Origin of the sequence: Streptomyces sp. SP18CS02, assembly GCF_036322365.1 — a bacterium.
Lineage (GTDB): Bacteria > Actinomycetota > Actinomycetes > Streptomycetales > Streptomycetaceae > Streptomyces.
This window is the reverse complement of record NZ_JAQYXC010000289.1, coordinates 485,891-506,932: the sequence shown is the minus strand read 5'-3', so window position 1 is coordinate 506,932 and position 21,042 is coordinate 485,891. Positions and strand designations below refer to the sequence as shown.

Genomic DNA, 21,042 nt, shown 5'->3' with positions numbered 1-21,042 from the left:
TGGTGGGACAACGGGAACAACGCCGTCGCCTTCGGCCGCGGCGACAAGGCCTACGTCGCCCTCAACCACGAGACGTCCGCCCTCACCCGGACCTTCCAGACCGCCCTGCCCGCCGGCACCTACTGCGACGTGCAGAACAACAGGCCCGTCACGGTCAACGGCACCGGCCAGTTCACCGCCACACTGCCCGCCGACACCGCCATCGCACTCCACACCGGCGCCAGGAACTGTTCCTAGACGAATCAGCCCGGCACCCGTCGCGTACGCGACGGCCGCCCCGTGTCCCGCTCCGGGGCGCGGGGCGGCGGACCTTCCACACGGCCGGCCCCGCGCCGCCACCCGTGCGGCGCCACTCGCGTCACCTGTTCCATGCGCGCCACCCGTGCGGCCGCCACTCGCGGCCCGCCCGCTACGCCCCGTCCGTGCGCCCCCGCGTGCCCCAGCGGCACGCCTCGCCGCCGCCTCACCGGCGGCCGGCCCTCTCCCTCACCCTCCTCAAGGAGCATCCGCCTTGATACGCCCACACGTGCGCACAGCCGCCGCCCTCGCGGCCGCGACGGTCACCGCGCTCGTCCCCGCCGTTCCGGCGGCCGCCGCGCCCCGGCCGCCCGCGCCGCCGTCCGACTCCCGGCTGGCCTCCGAACCCGCCCGCCACGACCTCACCCGCGAGCAGTTCTACTTCGTCCTGCCCGACAGGTTCGCCAACGGCGACACGAAGAACGACCGCGGCGGGCTCACCGGCTCCCGCCTGGCCACCGGCTACGACCCCACCGACCGGGGCTTCTACCAGGGCGGCGACCTCAAGGGCCTGAACGACCGGCTCGACTACATCAAGGGCCTCGGCACCACCGCCATCTGGCTGGCGCCGATCTTCAAGAACCAGTCGGTCCAGGGCAGCGGCGACAGCGCCAGCGCCGGCTACCACGGCTACTGGATCACCGACTTCACCCAGGTCGACCCGCACTTCGGCACCAACGAAGACCTCGAGAAGCTCATCGACAACGCCCACGGCAAGGGCATGAAGGTCTTCTTCGACGTCATCACCAACCACACGGCCGACGTCGTCGGCCACCAGGGCACGTCGTACGACTACCTCTCGAAGGGCGCCTTCCCGTACCTCACCAAGGACGGCGCCCCCTTCGACGACACCGCCCACGCCGACGGGACCACGCGCTTCCCGAAGACGGACGCCGACTCCTTCCCCCGTACGCCGGTCGTCGCACCCGACAAGAAGAACCTCAAGGTGCCGTCCTGGCTCAACGACCCCACGATGTACCACAACCGGGGCGACTCGACCTTCGCCGGTGAATCCTCCACGCACGGCGACTTCGTCGGCCTGGACGACCTGTGGACCGAGCGCCCCGAGGTCGTCGAGGGCATGAAGAAGATCTACCAGCGCTGGGTGCGCGACTTCGACATCGACGGCTTCCGCGTCGACACGGTCAAGCACGTCAACACCGGGTTCTGGACCCAGTGGGCGACCGCCCTCGACGAGTACGCCGCCGAGCGCGGACGCGACGACTTCTTCATGTTCGGCGAGGTCTACTCCGCCGACCCGGCCATCACCTCGCAGTACGTGACCCGCGGCCGGCTCGACTCCACCCTGGACTTCCCGCTCCAGGCCGCCATCCGCGGCTACGCCTCCCAGGACGGCTCCGCCGCCGGGCTCTCCGGGGTGTTCGCCCAGGACTACCGCTACACCACGGACAAGGCCAACGCCTACGAGTCGGTGTCCTTCCTGGGCAACCACGACATGGGCCGCTTCGGCACGTTCCTCAAGCAGGACAACGCCAAGGCCGGCGACGCCGAGCTGGTGGCCCGGTACCGGCTCGCCAACGAGCTGATGTTCCTCAGCCGCGGCAACCCGGTCGTCTACTCCGGTGACGAGCAGGGCTTCACCGGCGCGGGCGGCGACAAGGACTCCCGCCAGACGATGTTCGCCTCCCGCGTCGCCGACTACCTCGACGACGACCTGCTCGGCACGGAGCGCACGCACGCCCGGGACGCGTACGACACCGGGCACCCGCTCTACCGCTCGATCGCCGCCCTGTCCAAGCTGGCCAAGGCCCACCCCGCGCTGCGGGACGGGATCCAGACCGAGCGGTACGCCGACGACGGGCGGGGGGTGTACGCCTTCTCCCGTACGGACGCCAGGACGAGGACCGAGTACGTCGTGGCCGTCAACAACGCTGCCGCGCCGAGGACCGTGAGCATCCCCACCGACTCGGCGGGCACCGGCTTCCGCGTGCTCCACGGCGGCTCGGGCACCGTCGAGGGCGGCTCCCGGCTGACCGTGACCGTCCCCGCGCTCTCGTCCCTCGTCCTCAAGGCCGACGAGCCCCTCCCCGCCCCCGCCGCCCGGCCGGGGATCGTGCTCGACGCGCCCGCCGCGGGAGCCACCGGGACCGTGGAGATCTCCGCCGACGTCGACGGCGGGTCGCTCAACAGGGTCGTCTTCGCCGCCCAGACCGGCAACGGGCCCTGGCAGGTCCTCGGCTCGGCCGACCACGCCCCGTACAAGGTCACCCAGCACCTCCCCGCCACCGTGAAGGCGGGGACGGCCCTCCGCTACAAGGCCGTCGTCGTCGACAGCGCGGGCCGCACCGCCGGAGACATCGCCACCACCAGCGCCGGCCGGCCCGTCGTGCCCGGCGTGCCGAGCGCCGTCGACCGGGACCACGCCGTCGTCCACTACCGGCGCGCCGACAAGGACTACGACGGCTGGCAGCTCAGGAGCGGCGCCACCACGGCCGCGTTCACCGGCCGCGACGCGTACGGCGCCTTCGCCTGGGTGAAGGTGGAGGACGGCACCACCGCCGTCCCGTACACCGTCGAGAAGGACGGCACCACCGACGGGCCCCGGCGCACCATCGACCTGACCGCGACCGGTGAGGTCTGGATCGAGCAGGGCTCCGACGGCCAGCGGACCAAGGCACCCGACGGCGCCTACCCGCCCCAGGACGCCACCAAGGCGGTCATCCACTTCCGCCGGCCCGGGGGAGACCACGACGGCTGGGGCCTGCACACCTGGACCGGCGCCGCGACGCCCACCGAATGGTCCAAGCCGCTCCAGCCGGTACGCCGGGACGCCTTCGGCCTCACGTTCGAGGTGCCGCTCGCCGAAGGAGCCACCTCGCTGAGCTACATCGTCCACAAGGGCGACGAGAAGGACGTCCCCGGCGACCGCTCGCTCGACTTCGCCACGTACGGCAAGGAGGTCTGGCTGGTCGCCGGGGACAGCGGATACCTTCTGCCCTCGACGGCCGGTGCCGTCGACCTCGACCTCGGCAAGGCCGAGGCCCAGTGGATCGACGCCGACACGGTCGTCTGGAAGGTGAAGGCCACCGCCGCCACCAGCCAGCAGCTCGTGTACGCCGAGGACGGGGGCATCACCGTCGACGGCGGGGCACTGTCCTCCGAGGGCCGGTGGCTGCGGCTCGCGCCCTCCGCCCTCAGCGACGCGCAGAAGGCGAAGTACCCCCATCTGAAGGACCACCCCGCCTTCACCGTCGACCCGCGCGACCGGGACCGGGTCCGCGCCGCCCTGCGCGGCCAGCTCATCGCCACGCAGCGGGGGGCCGACGGAGCCCTGCTCGCCGCCACCGGCGTCCAGATCCCGGGCGTCCTGGACGCGCTGTACGGGACGAAGGCGGCCGGCGCCTCCCTCGGCCCGGTGTTCCGCGGCGGCCGGCCCACCCTGTCCGTCTGGGCGCCCACCGCCCAGGACGTCGCCCTGGAACTCGACGGCAGGCGGGTGGCCATGAGGCGCGACGAGCGGACCGGCGTCTGGTCGGTCACGGGCGGCGCGAGCTGGACCGGCAAGCCGTACCGCTACCTGGTGAAGGTGTGGGCGCCCAGCGTCCAGAGGGTGGTGACGAACAAGGTCACCGACCCGTACTCCACCGCCCTGACCGCCGACTCGGCCCGCAGCCTGGTCGTCGACCTCACCGACCCCCGGCTCGCCCCCAAGGGCTGGGCCGGCCTGAAGAAGCCGGCCGCCACCCCGCTGAAGGACGCACAGATCCAGGAGCTGCACGTCCGCGACTTCTCGATCGCGGACCGCACCTCGAAGCACCCCGGCGGCTACCTCGCCTTCACCGACACCGCGTCCGACGGCATGAAGCACCTGAGGACGCTGGCGGACAGCGGCACCTCCTACGTCCACCTGCTGCCCGTCTTCGACATCGGCACCGTTCCCGAGAAGAAGTCCGGCCAGACCACACCCGGCTGCGACCTGAAGGCGTACGCCCCCGACTCCGACGAGCAGCAGGCGTGCGTGTCCGGGGCTGCCGCCAAGGACGCGTTCAACTGGGGCTACGACCCGCTGCACTACACCGTCCCCGAGGGCTCCTACGCCTCCGACCCGGACGGCACCCGGCGCACGGTGGAGTTCCGGCAGATGGTCCAGTCCCTCAACGGCGCCGGGCTGCGCACCGTCATGGACGTGGTCTACAACCACACCGTGGCGAGCGGCCAGGCCGACAGGTCGGTCCTCGACAGGATCGTCCCCGGCTACTACCAGCGGCTGATGGCGGACGGCACCGTGGCCACCTCCACCTGCTGTGCCAACACCGCGCCCGAGAACACGATGATGGGCAAGCTCGTCGTCGACTCGGTCGTCACCTGGGCCAAGGAGTACAAGGTCGACGGCTTCCGCTTCGACCTCATGGGTCACCACCCCAAGGCCAACATCCTCGCGGTCCGCGAGGCCCTCGACTCCCTGACCCTCGCGAAGGACGGCGTCGACGGGAAGAAGATCATCCTGTACGGGGAGGGCTGGAACTTCGGCGAGATCGCCGACGACGCCCGCTTCGTCCAGGCCACCCAGAAGAACATGGCCGGCACCGGCATCGCGACCTTCTCCGACCGGGCGCGCGACGCCGTACGCGGCGGCGGCCCCTTCGACGAGGACCCGGGAGTCCAGGGCTTCGCCTCCGGCCTGTTCACCGACCCCAACTCCTCCAGGGCCAACGGCACCCCGGCCGAGCAGAAGGCCCGCCTCCTGCACTACCAGGACCTGATCAAGGTGGGCCTGACGGGCAACCTGGCCGGCTACTCCTTCACCGACACGTCGGGCCGGACCGTCAAGGGGTCGGAGGTCGACTACAACGGCGCCCCCGCCGGCTACGCGGCCGCCCCCGGCGACGCCCTGGCCTACGCGGACGCCCACGACAACGAGACCCTGTACGACGCGCTGGCCTTCAAGCTGCCGGCCGGCACCTCGCCCGCCGACCGGGCCAGGATGCAGGTCCTCGCCATGGCGACCGCCGCGCTCTCCCAGGGGCCCGCCCTGTCCCAGGCCGGCACGGACCTGCTGCGGTCCAAGTCGCTCGACCGCAACTCCTTCGACAGCGGCGACTGGTTCAACGTCCTCAACTGGGACTGCCGGGCCGGCAACGGCTTCGGCCGGGGCCTGCCGCCCGCCGCCGACAACAAGGACAAGTGGGCCTTCGGGAAGCCGCTGCTGACGGCCCCCGCTCTCACCGTCGGCTGCCCGGAGATCACCGGCACCTCCGCGGCCTACCAGGACCTGCTGAGGATCCGTACCACGGAGAAGGACTTCGGCCTGTCCACCGCCGGGCAGGTGCAGTCCGCGCTCTCCTTCCCGCTCTCGGGCGAGCAGGAGACACCAGGCGTGATCACCATGCGTCTCGGCGAGCTGGTCGTGGTCTTCAACGCCACGCCCGCCGAGCAGACCCAGACCGTCCCCGCCCTCGCCGGCCGGGGCTACGCCCTGCACCCGGTCCAGGCGAAGGGTGCCGACGCCGTCGTCAAGGCGTCGTCCTACGCGGCCGGCCCGGGCACCTTCACGGTCCCGGCCCGGACGGTGGCCGTCTTCACCCGATGACGCACCGCTGAGCCGCTGAGCTGCTGAGCCGCTGACGCCCTGGTCCGGACATCCGTCCCGGACCAGGGCGTCCGTCATACGGGCGCCGGTTGTGCGGCCGTGCCGGTCACCGCGAGGCTGAGCCCCACCGGCACCGGCACCGGCACCGGCACCGGCACCGGCAACGGCGCGAGTGCGGGGCCGGGCCCGACCGCCGTACGCAGACCAGGAGCGAGCATGCCGCAGATCACCGTCGACCACTCCGCCTCACTCGACGACGCCTTCGACGGGCCGGGCTTCGCCCGCGCCCTCCACCCGCTGGTCGCCGCCACCGTCGACACCCGGATCGAAGGCTGCAAGACGCGGCTGCGCCGGGTCGAGGGGACCGTCGTCGGGGACGGCACGGGCGACGACGCGCTGATCCACGTCGGCATAGCCCTGCTTCCCGGGCGCGGCGACGAGCTCAAGGCACGGCTCACCGAGTCGGTCGTCGCGCTGGTGGGGGACTTCGTCGAGCCCGGCGTGACGGTGCACGTCTCCGCCGAGGTGCGCGATCTGGAGGCGTCCTACCGCAAGCGCTGACCGGGCACCCGCAGCAGCGCGCCGAGCCGGTCGACCAGGTCGCCGAAGGGCCCGTCGGCCGGCTCGTCCGCGAGCACGCGCAGCAGCAGCCCCGCCATCTCCTCGTCGTACGCGGCGCTCACCGCCGACAGCGCCGCGAAGTCGTGCACCAGCTGCAACTCCAGCTCCGCACGCGGGATGCGGCGCCCGTCCAGCCAGATCAGCGCGGTCGACTCGGCCAGCGAGACCCACGACCGCACGACCAGCTCCAGCCTGGCCGACGGCTCGCCCACCCCCAGATGGGACACGATCTGCCCGTACGCCGCCTGCCGCACCTCGTCGATCATCGCGTCGGTGGTGGTCGACCCGACGGCCGGACCGCCGCGCATCAGCGCCGCGAACCCCGGCCCGTGCCCTTCGACGAAGTCGAAGAACCGCCCCATCACCCGCAGCAGCCGTGCCCCGAGCGGCCCGTCGTGCGGCTCCTGGAACCGGCTGGCCAGCTCGTCCGCCGCCCGTCGCAGCGCCGCCTCGTACAGGCTCTGCTTGCCGGGGAAGTAGTGGTAGACCAGGGGCCGGGAGATCCCGGCCGCGGCGGCGATCTCATCGATCGAGACGTCGTCGGGGGAGCGGTGGCTGAACAGCTCCAGCGCCACCCCGATCAGCTGCTGCCTGCGCTGTTCGACGCCCATCCTGCGGCGTACCCCGGTCGTCATGCGAACAGCGTAACCGTCGGCCTTCGAACAGTGCCCGATACAGCTTCCGTTACGCTCCGAACATGAGCACCCCCGACCAGGACACCTCCGGCCAGGACACCTCCGAGGAGGAGCCGCCCGCCCGGGCCACCTCCGAGGAGGAGTCGCTCGCCCAGGACCCGCCCGCCCCGGTCGCCGCCGCCGAAGGGGCGCGCGCCGGGCTCTCGCCGCGGCAGGCCCGGCGCCTGCGGGTCGCCGTCGCGTCCGTGCTGCTGGTCGGGCTGGCGGCGGTGCTGGTGCTGCGGCTGGCCAGCCGTACCTCCGTCCTGGTGGTCGGCGTGTACGGGCTGGCCATGATCCTGTGCGGCGTGGTGATCGAGCTCAGCCGCCACGGCCGTACCCGGCTGGGGACCTGGCTCCTCGGCGCCGGACTGCTCGCCGCGCTGGCCGCCGACTGGCTGCTGCTGCCGTAGGGCCGGTCCCCGGCGGGGCCCGTACTACAGGTCCAGCACGAGGCGTTCGCCGTGGCAGCGGGAGACGCAGATCAGCATCGAGTCGTGCCGTTCGGAGTCCGTCAGCAGCTCGTCCCGGTGGTCGATCTCGCCCTCCAGGACGCGCTGTTGGCAGGTCCCGCAGAAGCCCTGCTCGCAGGAGTACGACACATGGGGCAGCTCCTCCCGGACCGCGGCGAGCACCGACTGCCCGGCCACCACCGGCACCGTGCGTCCCGAGCGCCGGAGTTCGACCTCGAAGGCGCCGCCCGGGGCGGACGAGCCCGCCGCGAACCGCTCCAGGTGCAGCTCACGCCCCTCGGGCAGCGCGGCGGCCACCGCGTCCATCAGCCCGTCGGGGCCGCAGCAGTAGACGGCCGTCTCGGCCGGTACGCCCGCGAGGAAGGCCAGCTCGGGCAGCCCCGCCTCGTCCTCGGCCACCACGGTCACCCGGTCGCCGTCCGGTCCGAGCTTCTCCACCTCGTCCAGGAACGGCATCGTGGCCCGGCTGCGCCCGCAGTACAGCAGCCGCCAGTCGGCGCCCGCCGCCCGGACCGCGCGCAGCATCGGCAGGACGGGAGTGATCCCGATACCGCCGACGACGAACACGTACGCCGGGGCGTCGACCAGCGGGAAGCGGTTGCGCGGCCCCCGGATCTCGACCTCCTCGCCCTCGTGCAGCTGCTCGTGCACCTCGCGCGAGCCGCCCCGCCCGTCGGCGAGGACCCGGGTGGCGATGGTGTAGGTGTCCGTGTCGGCGGGGTCGCCGCACAGCGAGTACTGCCGCACCAGCCCGGAGGGCAGGACCAGGTCGAGGTGCGCGCCGGGCTCCCAGGCGGGCAGCCCGGTGCCTTCCAGCCGCAGCTGGACCACGCCCTCGGCGGGCTCGGTGCGCTCGGTGACCAGCACGTGCACGCGGCCGCGGGACGACACGGCCGACCGCTCGCCGCGGCCCGACACGGGTTCCTCCAGCGTGGGCAGCGGCCACAGCGGAGCCGCCCGGACGCGCCGGCGCACGGCGCGCCGGACGAGCAGGGCCGCACCGGCGGCGAGGGCGACGGTACGCGGACGGGGCAGGGGTGGCATGGTTCAGGAACCTCCGTTGGCCGCGGGGGACGAGGCGAGATAGGCGACGGCCTGCGCCGTACTGCCCTCCTGGGAGGGGTGGTAGGCGCGGCTCAGATAGCGGGGTACGGAACGCAGCAGGTCCGGGGTCGAGGGCAGCACGCCCTGCCGTCCCCTGCGGACGAACTGCCCGACCGAGGCCCGGCCGTCGAGCAGGGTCGGGTCGTTCTCCATGAAGAACCGGACGCCGCGCTGCCAGAGGAAGACCAGGGCCGAGAACGCGGTGGCCCACGTCCTGGCGCGGCGCCGGTAGCCGCCGTCGACATGCGTGAAGAGCTCGAAGGCGACCGAGCGGTGCTCGACCTCCTCGGCTCCGTGCCAGCGCAGCAGGTCCAGCATCACCGGATCGGCGCCGCGCCGGTCCAGCTCCTCGGCGTTCAGCACCCAGTCACCGAGGAACGCGGTGTAGTGCTCGATCGCGGCGATCAGCGCGACCCGCTCCATCAGCCACCAGGTCCGGGCCCGGCCCGGCGGCAGGGTCCTGTCGCCCAGGAGCTTCTCGAAGAGCCAGTCGACCTGCGCGGTGTACGGCGTCGGGTCCAGGCCCAGCTTCCTCAGGTGGGGCAGCACGTCGTCATGGGCCTGGGAGTGCGTCGCCTCCTGGCCGATGAAGCCGATGACGTCCTCGCGCAGCCGGTCGTCGTGGATGTACGGCAGCACCTGCTGGTACACGTGGACGAACCAGCGTTCGCCCGCCGGGAGCAGCAGGTGCAGCACATTGATGGTGTGGGTGGTGAAGGGGTCACCGGGCACCCAGTGGAGCGGGGTCTCCTCCCAGTCGAAGGAGACCTTGCGGGCCTTGAGCCCGATCCGCTCGGACGCGACCGGTGGGGGCTGCGTATTAGACATGTTGTCAATGTACTGACGGGTACATGATTGGCAACAGAGTCGTGCGGCCGCTTTTGTTCGCCGGCCGAGGCCCGGAGCCCCCGGGACGCGGGGCTCAGCGGCTCCGGGAGGGTCAGCGCAGCGCGTCCACCTTCGAGCCGTCCTCCAGCCGCCCGGACAGATCCACCTGGGCGCCCTTCTCCGTCTTCTTCGCCAGCAGCCGCCCTTCCGCCTCGCCCTTCACCCCGCCCGACACGGTCAGGGACGCGAACCCCGGGCTGCCCGCCGCCAGTACGTACCACTGCCCGCCCGGCGACTGCCACAGCACACCGGCCAGCACCCGGGGCTCGCGTCCTCCGCAGGCCGCCGAGTCCTCGGACTTCGCCGCGACCGCGCCCGGCGCGTCCGGCCGGGTGGCCGGGGCCTGGAACTGCGCGAGCGCCGTACTGCCCGTGCCGCGCCACGTCTCCGCGCGGGTGCACAGCCAGGCCGCCGTGGAGTCCGTGCCCGGCAGCTCCTGCTCGGCGAACCGCCAGGAGTTCACCGCGCGCACCCCCTTGGCCCGCAGCGAGGGCAGCAGACACGCCGTCCGCGCCCATTCCTCCCGCGCCTCGGCGCCCTTCACCTCGACCGGCGCCGAGGGCGGGCCCGAGGTCAGCCGGGCCGGGGCGAGCTCACCGAGGTCCGTCAGCAGCCGGTCCGTCCCGTTGTCCCGGATCTCCAGGGTGTCCCAGGACGTGCACGAGCTCGCCGCCGCGGGGCTCTGCAGGGGCGCCGTCACTCCATGGGCGTCCCGCTCCAGGGGACGCGCCCCGGCCGACCGGTCGAGCAGGTCGCGCACCGACACGCTCTCCACCCAGGGAGCGGTGAGATAACGGACGTTGGCGTGGGTGCGCCCCACCACGAGGGCGCCCGCCGAGGCGGTGTCCGCCCCGTCGGTACGCGCGAAGTCGAGCGCCGCGCCCTCCGTGCCGTCCTTGGGCTCGGCGTACCGCACCACCCGCAGCCCGTCGTGGAACAGCACCACCCGGGCCTGGTCCACCTGCCCGGCGAACAGCAGCTGCGGGGGCCCCATCGGAGGTCCGGGCGGGGTGCCTGGCGTCGCCGAGGCCTGCACCGAGGCGCCCGGCCGCGCCCACACGGCCAGCGCCCTGCGCAGCAGCGCCCGGTCGCCGGTGAGCTCCCCGCGGGCCGGCCACACCGAGAAGTCCGCCCGGGAGGAGCGTTCCCACGCCGCGGGCGCGACAAGCTTGAGATGGGCCGGATCCAGAGCCGCCTCGGCCGCCGGGTTGCGCGCGTACGCCGGCGCGGCGGCGCCGTCGGGGCCCCAGCCCTCGCCCGGCAGCCCGAGCAGCGCCCCGCACACCGTGACGGCGGCCGCCGCCGCCAGCGCCGCCTTCGCGTGCTGGCGGCGCCGCATCAGATCCGTCGGGCGGGCCTGGAGCGAGCACGGATCGAACTCGGCCGACTCCAGCAGGGCGGCCGAACCGATCTCGCCGGGCGCCTCGACACCGTCCGCCTCCGCCAGCGCCGACGCCGGATCCTGGACCCCGGCGGCTGCCAGCACCCGCCGCACCTCCGCGTCGCCCTGGCGCTCCAGCCCCCGCAGCACGTAGGCGGCCCTGCCGGCCCCGGAGAGCGCCGACAGCCGCTGGTCGAGCGCCAGTTCGTCGGCGCCGCCCGAACGCGGGAACAGGCGCAGCCCCCACACGTGCGGCAGCACCGGCGGAAGCTGCGCGCGCCTGGGCCACGCGAGCCGCCGCAACGGCAGCCCCGCCTCCAGCGCCTGCCGCAGCACCCGGCCGCGCACATACGCGTACCCCGGGTCGACGGCGTCCTCGGGCCGCCGCTGCCCGGGCATCGCGTCGGCGTCGGCACCGCGCCGCCGGGGCAGCGAGCGCTGCACGAGGGCGTGCGCCGTCAGTACCCGGCGGTTGCGCCCCAGACCGGGCGGCAGCACCAGATAGGCGATGCGGACGAGCCGGGGGTAGTGCTCGACGAGCGCGGCCTCGGCCTGCTCGACGTCGACGGGCGAGGGGGCCGGCTTCTGGGCTTCCTGGGTGCTCACATTCAGCAGAACGAGCGAATCCTGCTCTGGTCACCTGGCCGCCGTGGCCCAGCCTGACACCTCGCTGAACACAGCCGTCCCTCGTGCCCCGCTCGCACCACTGGCAGCGGTCATGAAGAGCCCCGCGTCCCGTGCCGCCGCCGCGCCCGCCACCCGCGCCGTGGCGACGGTACGCCAGTTCGCGCCGCCGTCCGTGGAACAGGAGCCGGTGAACGTGTCCCCCGTCCGGGCCAGTCGCAGCAGCGCCGGAGCCCCGACGCCGGTGAGCCGCCCGTAGGCGTCGAGGGTGCCGTCGCCGTTCGTGTCGTACGACAGGGCCACCCCGCTGGACGGGGTCACCGCCAGGTTCAGGAAGCCCGGGCCGCCCGGCACGGCCAGGCGGTCGCGGACGACGATCCCGGCCCGCGCCCAGGCGCCGGTCGCGTCCTGCGCGTCCACCCGCACGGTCAGCACCCCGCCGTCCGCCAGGGCGCCCTCCCGGTAGAGCGTGCCGAACTCGGCGACCGCCCGCCACAGGTCCCGTCCGCCGCCGTTGATCGCGTAGCGTCCGCCGAGCTGCCCGAAGACCGCCCCGTTGCCGGTGTGCGTACGCCAGGACCCGTCCAGCGGCCCGGCGACGTACAGCCGGCCCTCCTGGACGGTGACGACCGGCTCCTCGCCCTGGGGTCCGTAGCCGGCCCGCAGCTCGTAGGGGAGCGGCTCGACCGGTGTCGTGAGCGGCCCGGCGGGGGCGGTGATCCGCCAGACGGCCGTGCCCGAACCGGCCGCCGGTACGGGCGGCAGCACACGCTCCGGCAGGTCGCCGAGGGCGCCGGGGCAGTCGAGCGCGAGCCGGACGGGACCGGTGGCCCGCAGGCCGTTGACGTTCCGGAAGACGGCGGTGATCCGGGCGGTGGCGCCGGGGGAGGGGGCCGGGGGCTCGCTGGAGACGGTCACCGTGCCCTGGTAGGGCGCGCGGGCCAGGGTGTCGCGCACCCGCAGGGCCGTCCGGTACGGGTCGGCGACCGGCCGCAGCGGATACTCCCGCGTCTCGCGGGTCCAGGCCTCCTCGACCGCGTACCAGTCGAATGTCCTCGGTTCGCGGCCCTGGACGAGCGCGTCCTCCAGCTCGTCCAGGTACGTCCGCCACTGGGGGAGATGCACATCCGCGATCAGCCCGGACCAGTCGCGGTTGGCGTAGTTGGCCAGGTGTCCGCCGTCCGCCGTGGGCCGGTCGGCCCAGGTGGTGACGAGGACGCGGGCGGTGCGCTCCAGGCCCTCGCGGCGGGCCTCCGCCAGCCACGGCCCGAGGAGGAAGGCGCGGTGCGCACCGGCCATGTCGTCGCTCAGCCGCATCAGCCCCAGCCACAGCCGCGACAGCGCCCGGAAGGTCCCCAGGTCCCTGCGGCGGTACGCGCTCCGCAGTTGCCCGATGAGCTGCCAGGAGCGGTTGGCGAGCGCCTGCCGGCCCAGGTCGGTGAGGTCGTGGCGGTAGGCGTCCGAGTGGCGCAGCGGCGCACGGACGTCGAGCAGGGCCGCGAACGCCCTGTCGAAGTCGCCGGGGTCGAAGGCGGGCGTGCGGGTCGCGTAGTACGCCCCGGAACTGGCGGTCAGGTCCGGCCGGGCGGCGAACACCGAGTCGTGCGGGCGTCCGTCCGGGCTGGTGATGCGGTAGGCCGTCTCGCGCAGTACCGCGAACGCCTCCCGGGCGGCGTCGTCGTGCCCGCCGTACCGCAGTCGCGCGTACTCCTGGAACCAGCGGGTGCGGTCGACGGCCCGGGAGCGCCAGGCCAGCTCGGTGAAGAGCTCCAGCGCGGCCGGATCGCGTTCGGCGGCCTCGGGCATGTAGGCCGTTCCGGCGAGCGAGGAGCCCGGTTTGTCGCGCCAGGCGGTGAAGCGCTCGGTCCACAGGTGGGTCCTGGCGCCGATGGTGGTGCGGCCGCCGAAGTTGGGGATGGTGCCGAAGGCATAGGGCACGCCGCCCCAGTCCTTCTCCCGGTCGGTGACCGCCTCCAGGTCGGACAGCCCGTCGACGACGAGGAGCCGGGCCGGGTCCAGGGCGTCGAGCAGCTCCCGGCGCGGGTTCGCCTGCCAGCCGAGGATCACCCACGTGGCGTCGGGGCGGGCGGTGCGCAGCGCGGTCTCGACGGCGCGGGCGGCCTCGGGGACGGGGACGTCGCCCGCCGAGCCGCCCTCGTGCAGCAGGTCCATCTTGAAGTGCCGCACCTCGCCGAAGAGGTGCTCCTGGTGCCGGTAGAAGGACGCGGCCACGCGGGCGAACGCGTCGGTGCGCGGGTCCAGCCAGTCGGGCCGACGCAGCCCCGCCCAGGTGCCCTGCGGGATGGTCCGGGCGCCGGGGTTGCGGGTGGCGAAGCCGTCCGGGACGGTGCCGAAGTAGCCGGGCAGCACGGGCGAGACGCCGAGCTCGCGCATCCGTCCGACGATACGGCGGCCCAGCTCGGTGCGGCGGGCGATGAGCCCGGGGTCGAGCGGGCCGCCGTAGGAGCTCATGTTCTGGAGCAGCCACCAGGGCTGGTGCGAGGGGGCGGGCAGCCAGCCGCGGGCCTCGGCGTCGGAGTAGCCGAAGTCCTGCAGGAGGCGGTGGTAGACGGCCTCCTGCCCGGCGGTGACCAGGACCTCGTTGCAGCCGTGCAGGGCGAGCACGTCGATCATCCGTTCCCAGCGGGGCCAGTCGGCGTAGGGAGCGGTGTAGCCGTCATGGGTGTCGTTGAGGACGAACCGGTGCGGGACGGTGGCCTCGCGGGCCAGCGGCTCACGGGGGGCGGGCAGCCTGCGGGGCAGGTCGAGCCGGCTGCCGGACCAGGAGATGTGCGCCCCGCACACGTACTTCAGGTACCAGTGGACACCGGTGAGCAAGGTGGCGGGCCCGGTTGCGGCGACCTCGACGCGGCCGGTGGAGCCGGTGACACGGAACCGTTCGCGGCCGTCGGGCAGGAGGGAGAGGCGGAACTGGTCCGCGTGGCCGGGCAGCAGCCGTTCGAGTGCTGCGCGGGCGGGACCGGTGTCCCCGCCGCCGGCCCCCGGCCCGCTTCCGGGCCCGCTGCCCGGGGCGGGGGCGCGGCCGGTGAGCGCGGCACCCAGTCCGAGAGCTCCGGCGTTGCCCAGCAGCGTACGTCTCGACACGTCGCTCACGCGCTCCTCCATGATGCTGACGAACCATCAGGTACGGGTGGGACGAACGTTACTCGGGGTTCGCTGTCGCAACAGGGGTACGAACCGGCACGATGGCCGGATGCGTACGGATCGAATGCGTGTGGCGTTGGCGGCGGTCGCTCTGGCGGCCCTGGGTGTACCCGCGTTGGCGGGCTGCGGTGGGGACGGGAGCGGGTCCGACGTGCCGAGGACGGCCACGGGCACGCTCGAACAGCTGGCGCGTCAGGCGGAGTGCGAGCCGAACATATCGACGGACGCCGAGGAACTCCGCCAGGCGAACTGCGCGACGGAGGACGGCACGTACGTGCTGGCCACCTTCGCCACCGACCGGGGCCTGCGGGAGTGGATCAACGAGGCCAACGACTACGGCGGCTCCTACCTGGTGGGCCGCAAGTGGGTGGCGGTCGGTGACGAGAAGGTGGTGACGGCGCTGCGCGGCCGGCTCGGTGGCGCGGTGGAGACCACCTCGCCGCACCACGCGGGGAGCGGTGGTGGTGGGGGGAGCGAGGAGGGCCACTCGGGGCACCACTGACGGGTGTCCGCGGGGCCCCGTCGACCGGGCGGGGCCCCGCGGACACGCCTGCGAGACGGCCGCGCAGGTATGCGGAGGTGCGGATCACCGGCGGCGCCCCGCCCGGTGATCCGCACCATGGTGGTCAGGTGCTGGTTCGCACCGCGGTGGTCAGGTGCACCTGCGTCCGCCGTTGATGCAGCCCACCACCTTCTTCATCAGGCCGTTGTCGAAGACGTTGATGAAGTCGCCGTGGTCCGTGATCGGCTTGTGGAGCTGCTCCGGGAAGGAGTCCACGGCGAAGGTCGTGCCGGCCGGGACGTCATAGACGATCCGCTGCACGAGCTGCGGGATGGCCCGGAAGCCCTGCGGGCACTGACCGTTCCCGTTCGCGAAGGCGACATGGGTCCGGTGGTTGGCGCTGTCGGTGTTCTGACCGTCCCAGCAGCTCTGGAACTTGAACGACCGGACGACATCGCTGCCCTCGGGGCAGATGGGGTACTTGTCCTTCAGCTGCCGGTTCTCGAATCCCGTGCAGCTCCACGACGCGTTGGCGTTGGCGTCACCGTTGGTGAACGCCTTGGCGTCACCGGTGATGATCCGCAGGAAACGGGGCATGGCCGTCACCTTGGACACCGGGCTGCCGACGAAGTCCAGGGTCACCTGGGAAGGCGTCTGGATCTCTCCGACGTTCTGGTCCTTGCCGCCGCCGTCGGCGTTGGCGTCGTTGTCGTCCTGTCCGTTCTGCAGGCGCAGCACGGGCCAGTAGTAGGTCGACCTGTCACCCTGGTTGCGGCAGGTGGTCTGCCCGTTGGCGAGGTCGTCGTCACTGGCGAACGCGTCGTTGGCCTGGTTGCCGACGTAGTCGTGCATGTGGTGGGCGCCGTTGCTGACACCCGGCGCGACGATGACGTTGTCCGGATTGAACTTGCCGTTCTCGTTCCGTCCGCAGTTGGTGCTGAAGGTGCCCTTGGAGGCGCCCCGGCGCGGACGGACGTTCTGGACGTTGGGCTGTACGGACTGGATGTCGACGAAGTCGGAGGCCTCGGGGCCGTTGCCGGCCTGCCCCTGCCCCTGCCCCTGCCCCTGTCCCTGGTCTCCGCCCTGGTCCTGGCCCTGGTTCTGCCCCTGGTCCTGCCCGTCGTTCTGGCCGTCGCCGTTCTGGTTGTTCCCGCCCTGACCGTCTCCGTTCTGGTCGTTGCCGTTCTGGTCCTTCACCTGGTTGTCGTCCGCACGCAGGGTGCAGGGGGCCATGTCCTTGAGCCCCTGCGGCTGCTGGGCCGAACGGCCGATCGCGATGGTGATGCGGTCGATGCTCGCCAGGCGCTTGTCCTTCAGCGGGTTGAGAATGGCATTCCCGGCGAAGCCCGGGTCCCGCTGGATCTGTTCCTTCTGATCCGCGAACCGCTGGTAGGCCTCGGTGATCTGGCTGTCCATCTTCGCCAGTTCCCGGTCCACCTCGACGCGCGCCTGGTCGGGCACTTCGGAAAGGCCGTTGGCGACCTCGGGGCAGTCGATGGTCGAGATCTGCTGAGCGGCGTTCTGGCTCTTGGTCCGGGGGGAGCCGGACCAGCCTTCTCCCGCGGATGCGTAGAAGTTGGCAGCTACGAGCCCACCCCCGCCCAGGAGCAGGGCAGCCGAGGCGGCGATCGCCCGGTTAGCCAGTGTCGAGCGTTTTCGTGTGCGTCCCATGGAACTCCAATCCCGGGGGTGGGAGAAGCGCGCCGTTCCATACGGGGGTGGCGCGCGGCCCGTTCACCCGGGACGGGAAATCAGAGAAAACTACACTCGCAAACCGGGCGAATTGCCAGGATAAGGTCACCCCTGACCGCGATCGAGGTAGGCGAGCACCGCGAGCACCCGGCGGTTGTCGTCGTCCGACACTTCGAGCCCCAGTTTCGCGAAGATGTTCGAGGTGTGTTTGGCCACCGCACGCTCGGTCACCGTCAACTGCGAGGCGATCGCGGCGTTCGACCTGCCCTGCGCCATCAGTCCCATGACCTCCCGCTCACGCGGGGTCAGACCGCCCATCGGCTCGTCCCGGGCGCGCCGGCTCAGCAGCTGCGAGATCACCTGCGGGTCCATCGCCGTGCCGCCCGCCGCCACCCGGCGTACCGCGTCGACGAACTGGTCCGCGTCGAACACCCGGTCCTTGAGCAGATAGCCGACCCCGCCGGCGCCGTCCGCCAGCAGCTCGCGCGCGTACAACTGCTCCACGTGCTGCGACAGCACCAGGACCGGCAGCCCGGGGCGGGCGCGCCGCGCCGCCAGCGCGCACTGGAGCCCCTCGTCGGTGTGCGACGGCGGGAGCCGGACGTCGACCACCGCGACGTCCGGGTCCAGCTCGGCGAGCGCCTGGGCCAGTTCGGGCCCGCTCTCCACGGCGGCCAGGATCTCGAAGCCGTACGCCTCGAGCATCCGGACCAGTCCGTCGCGCAGCAGGAACAGGTCTTCCGCTAGGACAACTCGCAAGGAATCTCCATGGTCACCATGGTGGGGCCGCCCGCGGGGCTGTTGACGGCCAGGACGCCGTCGAATGTACCGAGCCGGCGTTCGATTCCACTCAGCCCGGAGCCGCCGCCGATCCTCGCCCCGCCGCAGCCGTCGTCCGTGACCGAGACGCGCAGCATGCCGTCCCGGTGGCCGACGTCGACCCAGATCCGTTCGGCACCGCCGTGCTTGACCGCGTTGGTCAGGGTCTCGCTGACCGCGAAGTACACCGCCGACTCGACGGGCGCGTCGGCCCGCCCCGGCAGCTCCACGTCCACCTCTGCCGGTATCGGCAGCCGCAGGGCCAGCGCCCTGACCGCGTCGCCGAGCCCGCGCTCGGCGAGGACCGGCGGATGGATGCCCCGCACCAGGTCGCGCAGCTCCGCGAGGGCTTCGGCCGAGTTCCGCCGGGCCATGGCGATCAGCTCCTTCGCCCGGGCCGGGTCCTTCTCGACGAGCGCCTCGATGGTGCCGAGGTTCATGCCCATGGCGACCAGCCGCGCCTGCGCCCCGTCGTGCAGGTCCCGCTCGATGCGCCGCAGTTCGGCGGCGGAGGTGTCCACGGCGTCGTGCCGCGTCTCGGTCAGCCGGTCGATCCGCTCGTTCAGCTCCGCGCCCAGCGGCCGGTCCAGGAGCGCCTTGGCGAGCAGGAAGTGGGCCCGCAGGACGGCCGGGTTGCCGCGCAGGCCGACGGCGAGGACGCACAGCCCCAAGGCCGCGGCGGCGAGAGCACTCGGCTGGCTGTCGACGGGGACGAAGGCGTACCAGTACCGGTCGTCCTGGAACACCCGCCACAGCCCGGCCGCCAGCACCAGCCCCTCCAGCGGGTAGAGGAGCAGCAGCGCCGGCATCAGCGCGGTGAGGAAGCCGGCCGATATGTCGGTGAACAGCCACAGGACGTCCCGCCAGGTCACCGGGTCCTTCAGCAGCACCAGGCACCTCTCGGCCTGCCCGAGGAATCCGCCGCGCGGATCGGGGGCCGGAGGGCGGTACGACTCCGGGATGCGCACATCCGACCACCGGGCGGCCAGCGCCCTCCGCCGGCCGGCGTGCGCGCGCACCCGGGACAGCACGAACGGGGTGGTGACCAGGCCGATACCGATCGGCACCAGCGCGATCGAGACGAGGGTGAACGAGAAGAGGACGACCGACCCCACCAGGGCCTGCAACGACAACACGAACCCCCGTCCGGCCGCCAGGAGGGAGGCGCGCGTGCGCGTCGCGTTCATCGGTGTTCGTTCCTTCCCCCGGCGGACGGTCCGCCGAGCCCGGACACAGTCTCCCGGGCCGCCCCGCCCCAGGTCACTGTGTCAGGCACCCCGTCCCGGGGGTGTACCTGGCACCACCCCGCGCGCCCCGTGTACCTGGCACCACCCCGCGCGCCTCGCTTTCCCGTCCGCCTCGCGCGCCTCAGGAGGCGAGGATCCTCGCCTCCTGTTCCGGACTCATCCCCGTGGCGCCGCGCTCCGTCCTCGGCGGCGCCCCGTCGCCGTCGAGCCCGCGCAGCCACGCCCAGGTGCCGGCGACGGTCTCGGCCACCGGCCGGCACCGCAGGCCCGCCCCGAGTGCCCTGGTCACGTCGGCCCCGTGCATCGCGTCGTACAACTCACCCGGCGGGATCCAGATCGGCAGCCCCGACCAGGGCTCGACGCCCGCGCCCAGGATCGTCGCGGGGTCGGTCCAGCGCAGCCGCGCGTCCGAACCGGTGACCCGCACACAGCTGTCCAGCAGCTCGCCCATCGTCGCGTGGCCCCGCGGAGAGACCACGTTGTACGGACCGTGGAGACCCGCCCCGGCCGCGTCCAGCAGCCACTCGGCCATGTCACGCGCGTCGATGTACTGAAGGGGCAGGTCGCGCGGGCCCGGTGCGGGCACCGGGCCGCCCCGCGCGATCCGGTCGAGCCACCACGGCAGGCGCCCCACGTTCTCCCGGGGCCCGATGATCAGGCCCGCCCGGGCCAGCAGTGTCCGGCGCTCGCCGAACGCGTCGAGCGCCGCCAGCTCCCCGCCGCGCTTCGCCTCGGCGTACGGCACATCGGTCGCGTCGGGCGACGCCTCCACCAACGGGCCGTCCTCGTCCAGCCCCGCCCGGGGCGGCCAGGCGTAGACGGACCGGCTGGAGACGTACACGAAGTGCCCCACCCGGCCGGCCAGCAGACGGGCCGCGTCCCGCACGGCCGTCGGCGCCGACGCCCAGGTGTCGACGACCGCGTCCCAGCTCCCCCCGGCCAACGCCGCCAGGCCGCCCGGCGCGGTGCGGTCGCCCCGCAGGGACGTCACGCCCGCCGGCGGCTCATGGCGGCCGCGGTGGAACACCGTCACCTCCCAGCCGCGCGCGAGCGCCGCGTCCACGACGGCGCGTCCGACGAACTCCGTACCACCCAGAACCAGAAGTCTCATGCCGTGACTCTGCCCCTGACTCCCCCCGGCCGGCGAGAGGTTCCGCTGCGGGAAGAACCCCATGGACTGCCCACGGCGGTGGCGGGATGGCACGATGTCCGGACCATGACGGATCCCCGCTCGCCGATACGCACCCTGCGCGCCGCGCTCTTCGCGGCCGTATGCGTGACATTGGCCGCGGTGGGGCATTCAGTCATGTCCGCGCACGACATCCCCCCGGGTTCCCTGGTCGCCGCCTTCGCCGTGACGGGCCTCCTCGCCTGGCTCGGCGGGGCCCGCCGCCGAGGGGCGCCGGTCATCGGCATCGGCCTCCTCGCCGTACAGGGCGCCCTGCACCTGGCCTTCGGGAGCGGCGGCGCGCACCACGGGCACACGGGCATGACACCCGGACCGGCTGCCGCCCCCGGCACGACGACCGGCATGGCACCGGACGCGTCGGCCGCTTCGCCCGCGATGCTCCCGCACCCGGCGGACCCGGCCGCCATGGCCGATATGGCGGGCATGGCCGGACTGACGGCCGACCTGCCGGCGGCGCACCAGGGACTCGGCGCCAGCTCCACCGGCATGCTCGCCGCGCACCTCCTCGCCGCCGCCGTCTGCGCCCTGTGGCTGGCCCGCGGCGAAGCCGCCTTCTTCCGCCTCGCCGCCGCCGTCTGCGCCCTCGCCTTCAGCCCGCTGCGCCGGCTGCTCCTCGTCGTCCGGCTGCCCGACGCCCCGCGCCCGCCGCGCCCGTCGGCCCCCGCCGTCCGCCGTCACCACGGCGTCGTCCTCGCCCACACCCTGTCCCGGCGCGGCCCGCCCCTGTGCCCCGTACCCCGCGTCATGGCCCCCGGAGCCGTCATCTGACCTGGGGGCCGCTTCCCCCTGCAGAGAACACGACTCCTAGGACAGTC

15 protein-coding genes are annotated in these 21,042 nt (G+C 73.2%); 6 read left to right on the top strand and 9 right to left on the bottom strand.

Annotated features, from left to right (window positions below):
• The 3 genes from PUR26_RS22585 to PUR26_RS22575 all read left to right on the top strand — a co-directional run.
• Positions 1–237: alpha amylase C-terminal domain-containing protein (locus PUR26_RS22585; protein ID WP_329874270.1), on the top strand; the 237-nt coding region annotated here is incomplete at its 5' end.
• A gap of 274 nt (positions 238–511) precedes the next feature.
• Complete coding sequence (pulA, locus tag PUR26_RS22580) at positions 512–5,848, top strand: pullulanase-type alpha-1,6-glucosidase (RefSeq protein ID WP_329874269.1); 5,337 nt, start codon at positions 512–514, stop codon at positions 5,846–5,848.
• 216 nt (positions 5,849–6,064) lie between these two features.
• On the top strand, positions 6,065–6,409 hold the full coding sequence (locus PUR26_RS22575; RefSeq protein ID WP_329874268.1) for a 5-carboxymethyl-2-hydroxymuconate Delta-isomerase: 345 nt from the start codon (positions 6,065–6,067) through the stop codon (positions 6,407–6,409).
• Here PUR26_RS22575 and PUR26_RS22570 read toward each other — a convergent pair.
• Positions 6,394–7,104, bottom strand: a complete 711-nt coding sequence (locus tag PUR26_RS22570; RefSeq protein ID WP_329874267.1) for a TetR/AcrR family transcriptional regulator — start codon at positions 7,102–7,104, stop codon at positions 6,394–6,396. The genes PUR26_RS22575 and PUR26_RS22570 overlap by 16 nt on opposite strands.
• Before the next feature lie 62 nt (positions 7,105–7,166).
• Here PUR26_RS22570 and PUR26_RS22565 point away from each other — a divergent pair, with 62 nt between their 5' ends.
• Positions 7,167–7,556 (top strand): hypothetical protein, encoded by a 390-nt coding sequence (locus PUR26_RS22565; protein ID WP_329874266.1) that lies wholly within the window; start codon positions 7,167–7,169, stop codon positions 7,554–7,556.
• A gap of 24 nt (positions 7,557–7,580) precedes the next feature.
• On the opposite strand, the gene PUR26_RS22560 is transcribed toward PUR26_RS22565, so the two are convergent.
• From PUR26_RS22560 to PUR26_RS22545, 4 genes are all read right to left on the bottom strand, one after another.
• Positions 7,581–8,660, bottom strand: coding sequence for a PDR/VanB family oxidoreductase (locus PUR26_RS22560; RefSeq protein WP_329874265.1), 1,080 nt, complete (start codon positions 8,658–8,660; stop codon positions 7,581–7,583).
• Positions 8,661–8,663: 3 nt separating this feature from the next.
• Positions 8,664–9,548, bottom strand: coding sequence for a metal-dependent hydrolase (locus tag PUR26_RS22555; RefSeq protein WP_329874264.1), 885 nt, complete (start codon positions 9,546–9,548; stop codon positions 8,664–8,666).
• Between the two features lie 112 nt (positions 9,549–9,660).
• Complete coding sequence (locus PUR26_RS22550) at positions 9,661–11,595, bottom strand: hypothetical protein (protein ID WP_329874263.1); 1,935 nt, start codon at positions 11,593–11,595, stop codon at positions 9,661–9,663.
• A 30-nt stretch (positions 11,596–11,625) separates the two neighbouring features.
• Entirely contained in the window at positions 11,626–14,727 is a 3,102-nt protein-coding gene (locus PUR26_RS22545) for an alpha-N-acetylglucosaminidase (protein WP_329874262.1), read from the bottom strand.
• Positions 14,728–14,827: 100 nt separating this feature from the next.
• On the opposite strand from PUR26_RS22545, the gene PUR26_RS22540 reads away from it, so the two are divergent.
• The gene (locus PUR26_RS22540) at positions 14,828–15,280 is read left to right on the top strand and encodes a hypothetical protein (RefSeq protein ID WP_329874261.1); all 453 of its coding nucleotides are present in this window, start codon (positions 14,828–14,830) and stop codon (positions 15,278–15,280) included.
• Between the two features lie 150 nt (positions 15,281–15,430).
• Here PUR26_RS22540 and PUR26_RS22535 read toward each other — a convergent pair whose 3' ends face one another.
• The 4 genes from PUR26_RS22535 to PUR26_RS22520 form a co-directional block, all read right to left on the bottom strand.
• Complete coding sequence (locus PUR26_RS22535) at positions 15,431–16,951, bottom strand: DUF1996 domain-containing protein (protein ID WP_329874260.1); 1,521 nt, start codon at positions 16,949–16,951, stop codon at positions 15,431–15,433.
• A gap of 126 nt (positions 16,952–17,077) precedes the next feature.
• On the bottom strand, positions 17,078–17,731 hold the full coding sequence (locus tag PUR26_RS22530) for a response regulator transcription factor (RefSeq protein WP_329874259.1): 654 nt from the start codon (positions 17,729–17,731) through the stop codon (positions 17,078–17,080).
• Complete coding sequence (locus tag PUR26_RS22525; protein WP_329874258.1) at positions 17,716–18,978, bottom strand: sensor histidine kinase; 1,263 nt, start codon at positions 18,976–18,978, stop codon at positions 17,716–17,718. Before PUR26_RS22525 ends, PUR26_RS22530 begins: the two co-directional genes overlap by 16 nt.
• Positions 18,979–19,159: 181 nt before the next feature.
• Complete coding sequence (locus PUR26_RS22520) at positions 19,160–20,149, bottom strand: NAD-dependent epimerase/dehydratase family protein (protein ID WP_329874257.1); 990 nt, start codon at positions 20,147–20,149, stop codon at positions 19,160–19,162.
• A 105-nt stretch (positions 20,150–20,254) separates the two neighbouring features.
• Here PUR26_RS22520 and PUR26_RS22515 point away from each other — a divergent pair, with 105 nt between their 5' ends.
• Positions 20,255–20,995 carry a hypothetical protein gene (locus PUR26_RS22515; protein ID WP_329874256.1) on the top strand — a complete coding sequence of 247 codons (741 nt, stop codon included), beginning with the start codon at positions 20,255–20,257 and terminating at the stop codon, positions 20,993–20,995.
• Positions 20,996–21,042 lie beyond the last annotated feature (47 nt).

Bases quoted from the DNA above. Each gene is read 5' to 3' on its own strand.
- PUR26_RS22575 (WP_329874268.1), top strand. From the start codon at position 6,065: ATGCCGCAGATCACCGTCGACCACTCCGCCTCACTCGACGACGCCTTC.
- PUR26_RS22570 (WP_329874267.1), bottom strand. From the start codon at position 7,104: ATGACGACCGGGGTACGCCGCAGGATGGGCGTCGAACAGCGCAGGCAG.
- PUR26_RS22565 (WP_329874266.1), top strand. From the start codon at position 7,167: ATGAGCACCCCCGACCAGGACACCTCCGGCCAGGACACCTCCGAGGAG.
- PUR26_RS22560 (WP_329874265.1), bottom strand. From the start codon at position 8,660: ATGCCACCCCTGCCCCGTCCGCGTACCGTCGCCCTCGCCGCCGGTGCG.
- PUR26_RS22555 (WP_329874264.1), bottom strand. From the start codon at position 9,548: ATGTCTAATACGCAGCCCCCACCGGTCGCGTCCGAGCGGATCGGGCTC.
- PUR26_RS22540 (WP_329874261.1), top strand. From the start codon at position 14,828: ATGCGTACGGATCGAATGCGTGTGGCGTTGGCGGCGGTCGCTCTGGCG.
- PUR26_RS22535 (WP_329874260.1), bottom strand. From the start codon at position 16,951: ATGGGACGCACACGAAAACGCTCGACACTGGCTAACCGGGCGATCGCC.
- PUR26_RS22525 (WP_329874258.1), bottom strand. From the start codon at position 18,978: ATGAACGCGACGCGCACGCGCGCCTCCCTCCTGGCGGCCGGACGGGGG.
- PUR26_RS22520 (WP_329874257.1), bottom strand. From the start codon at position 20,149: ATGAGACTTCTGGTTCTGGGTGGTACGGAGTTCGTCGGACGCGCCGTC.
- PUR26_RS22515 (WP_329874256.1), top strand. From the start codon at position 20,255: ATGACGGATCCCCGCTCGCCGATACGCACCCTGCGCGCCGCGCTCTTC.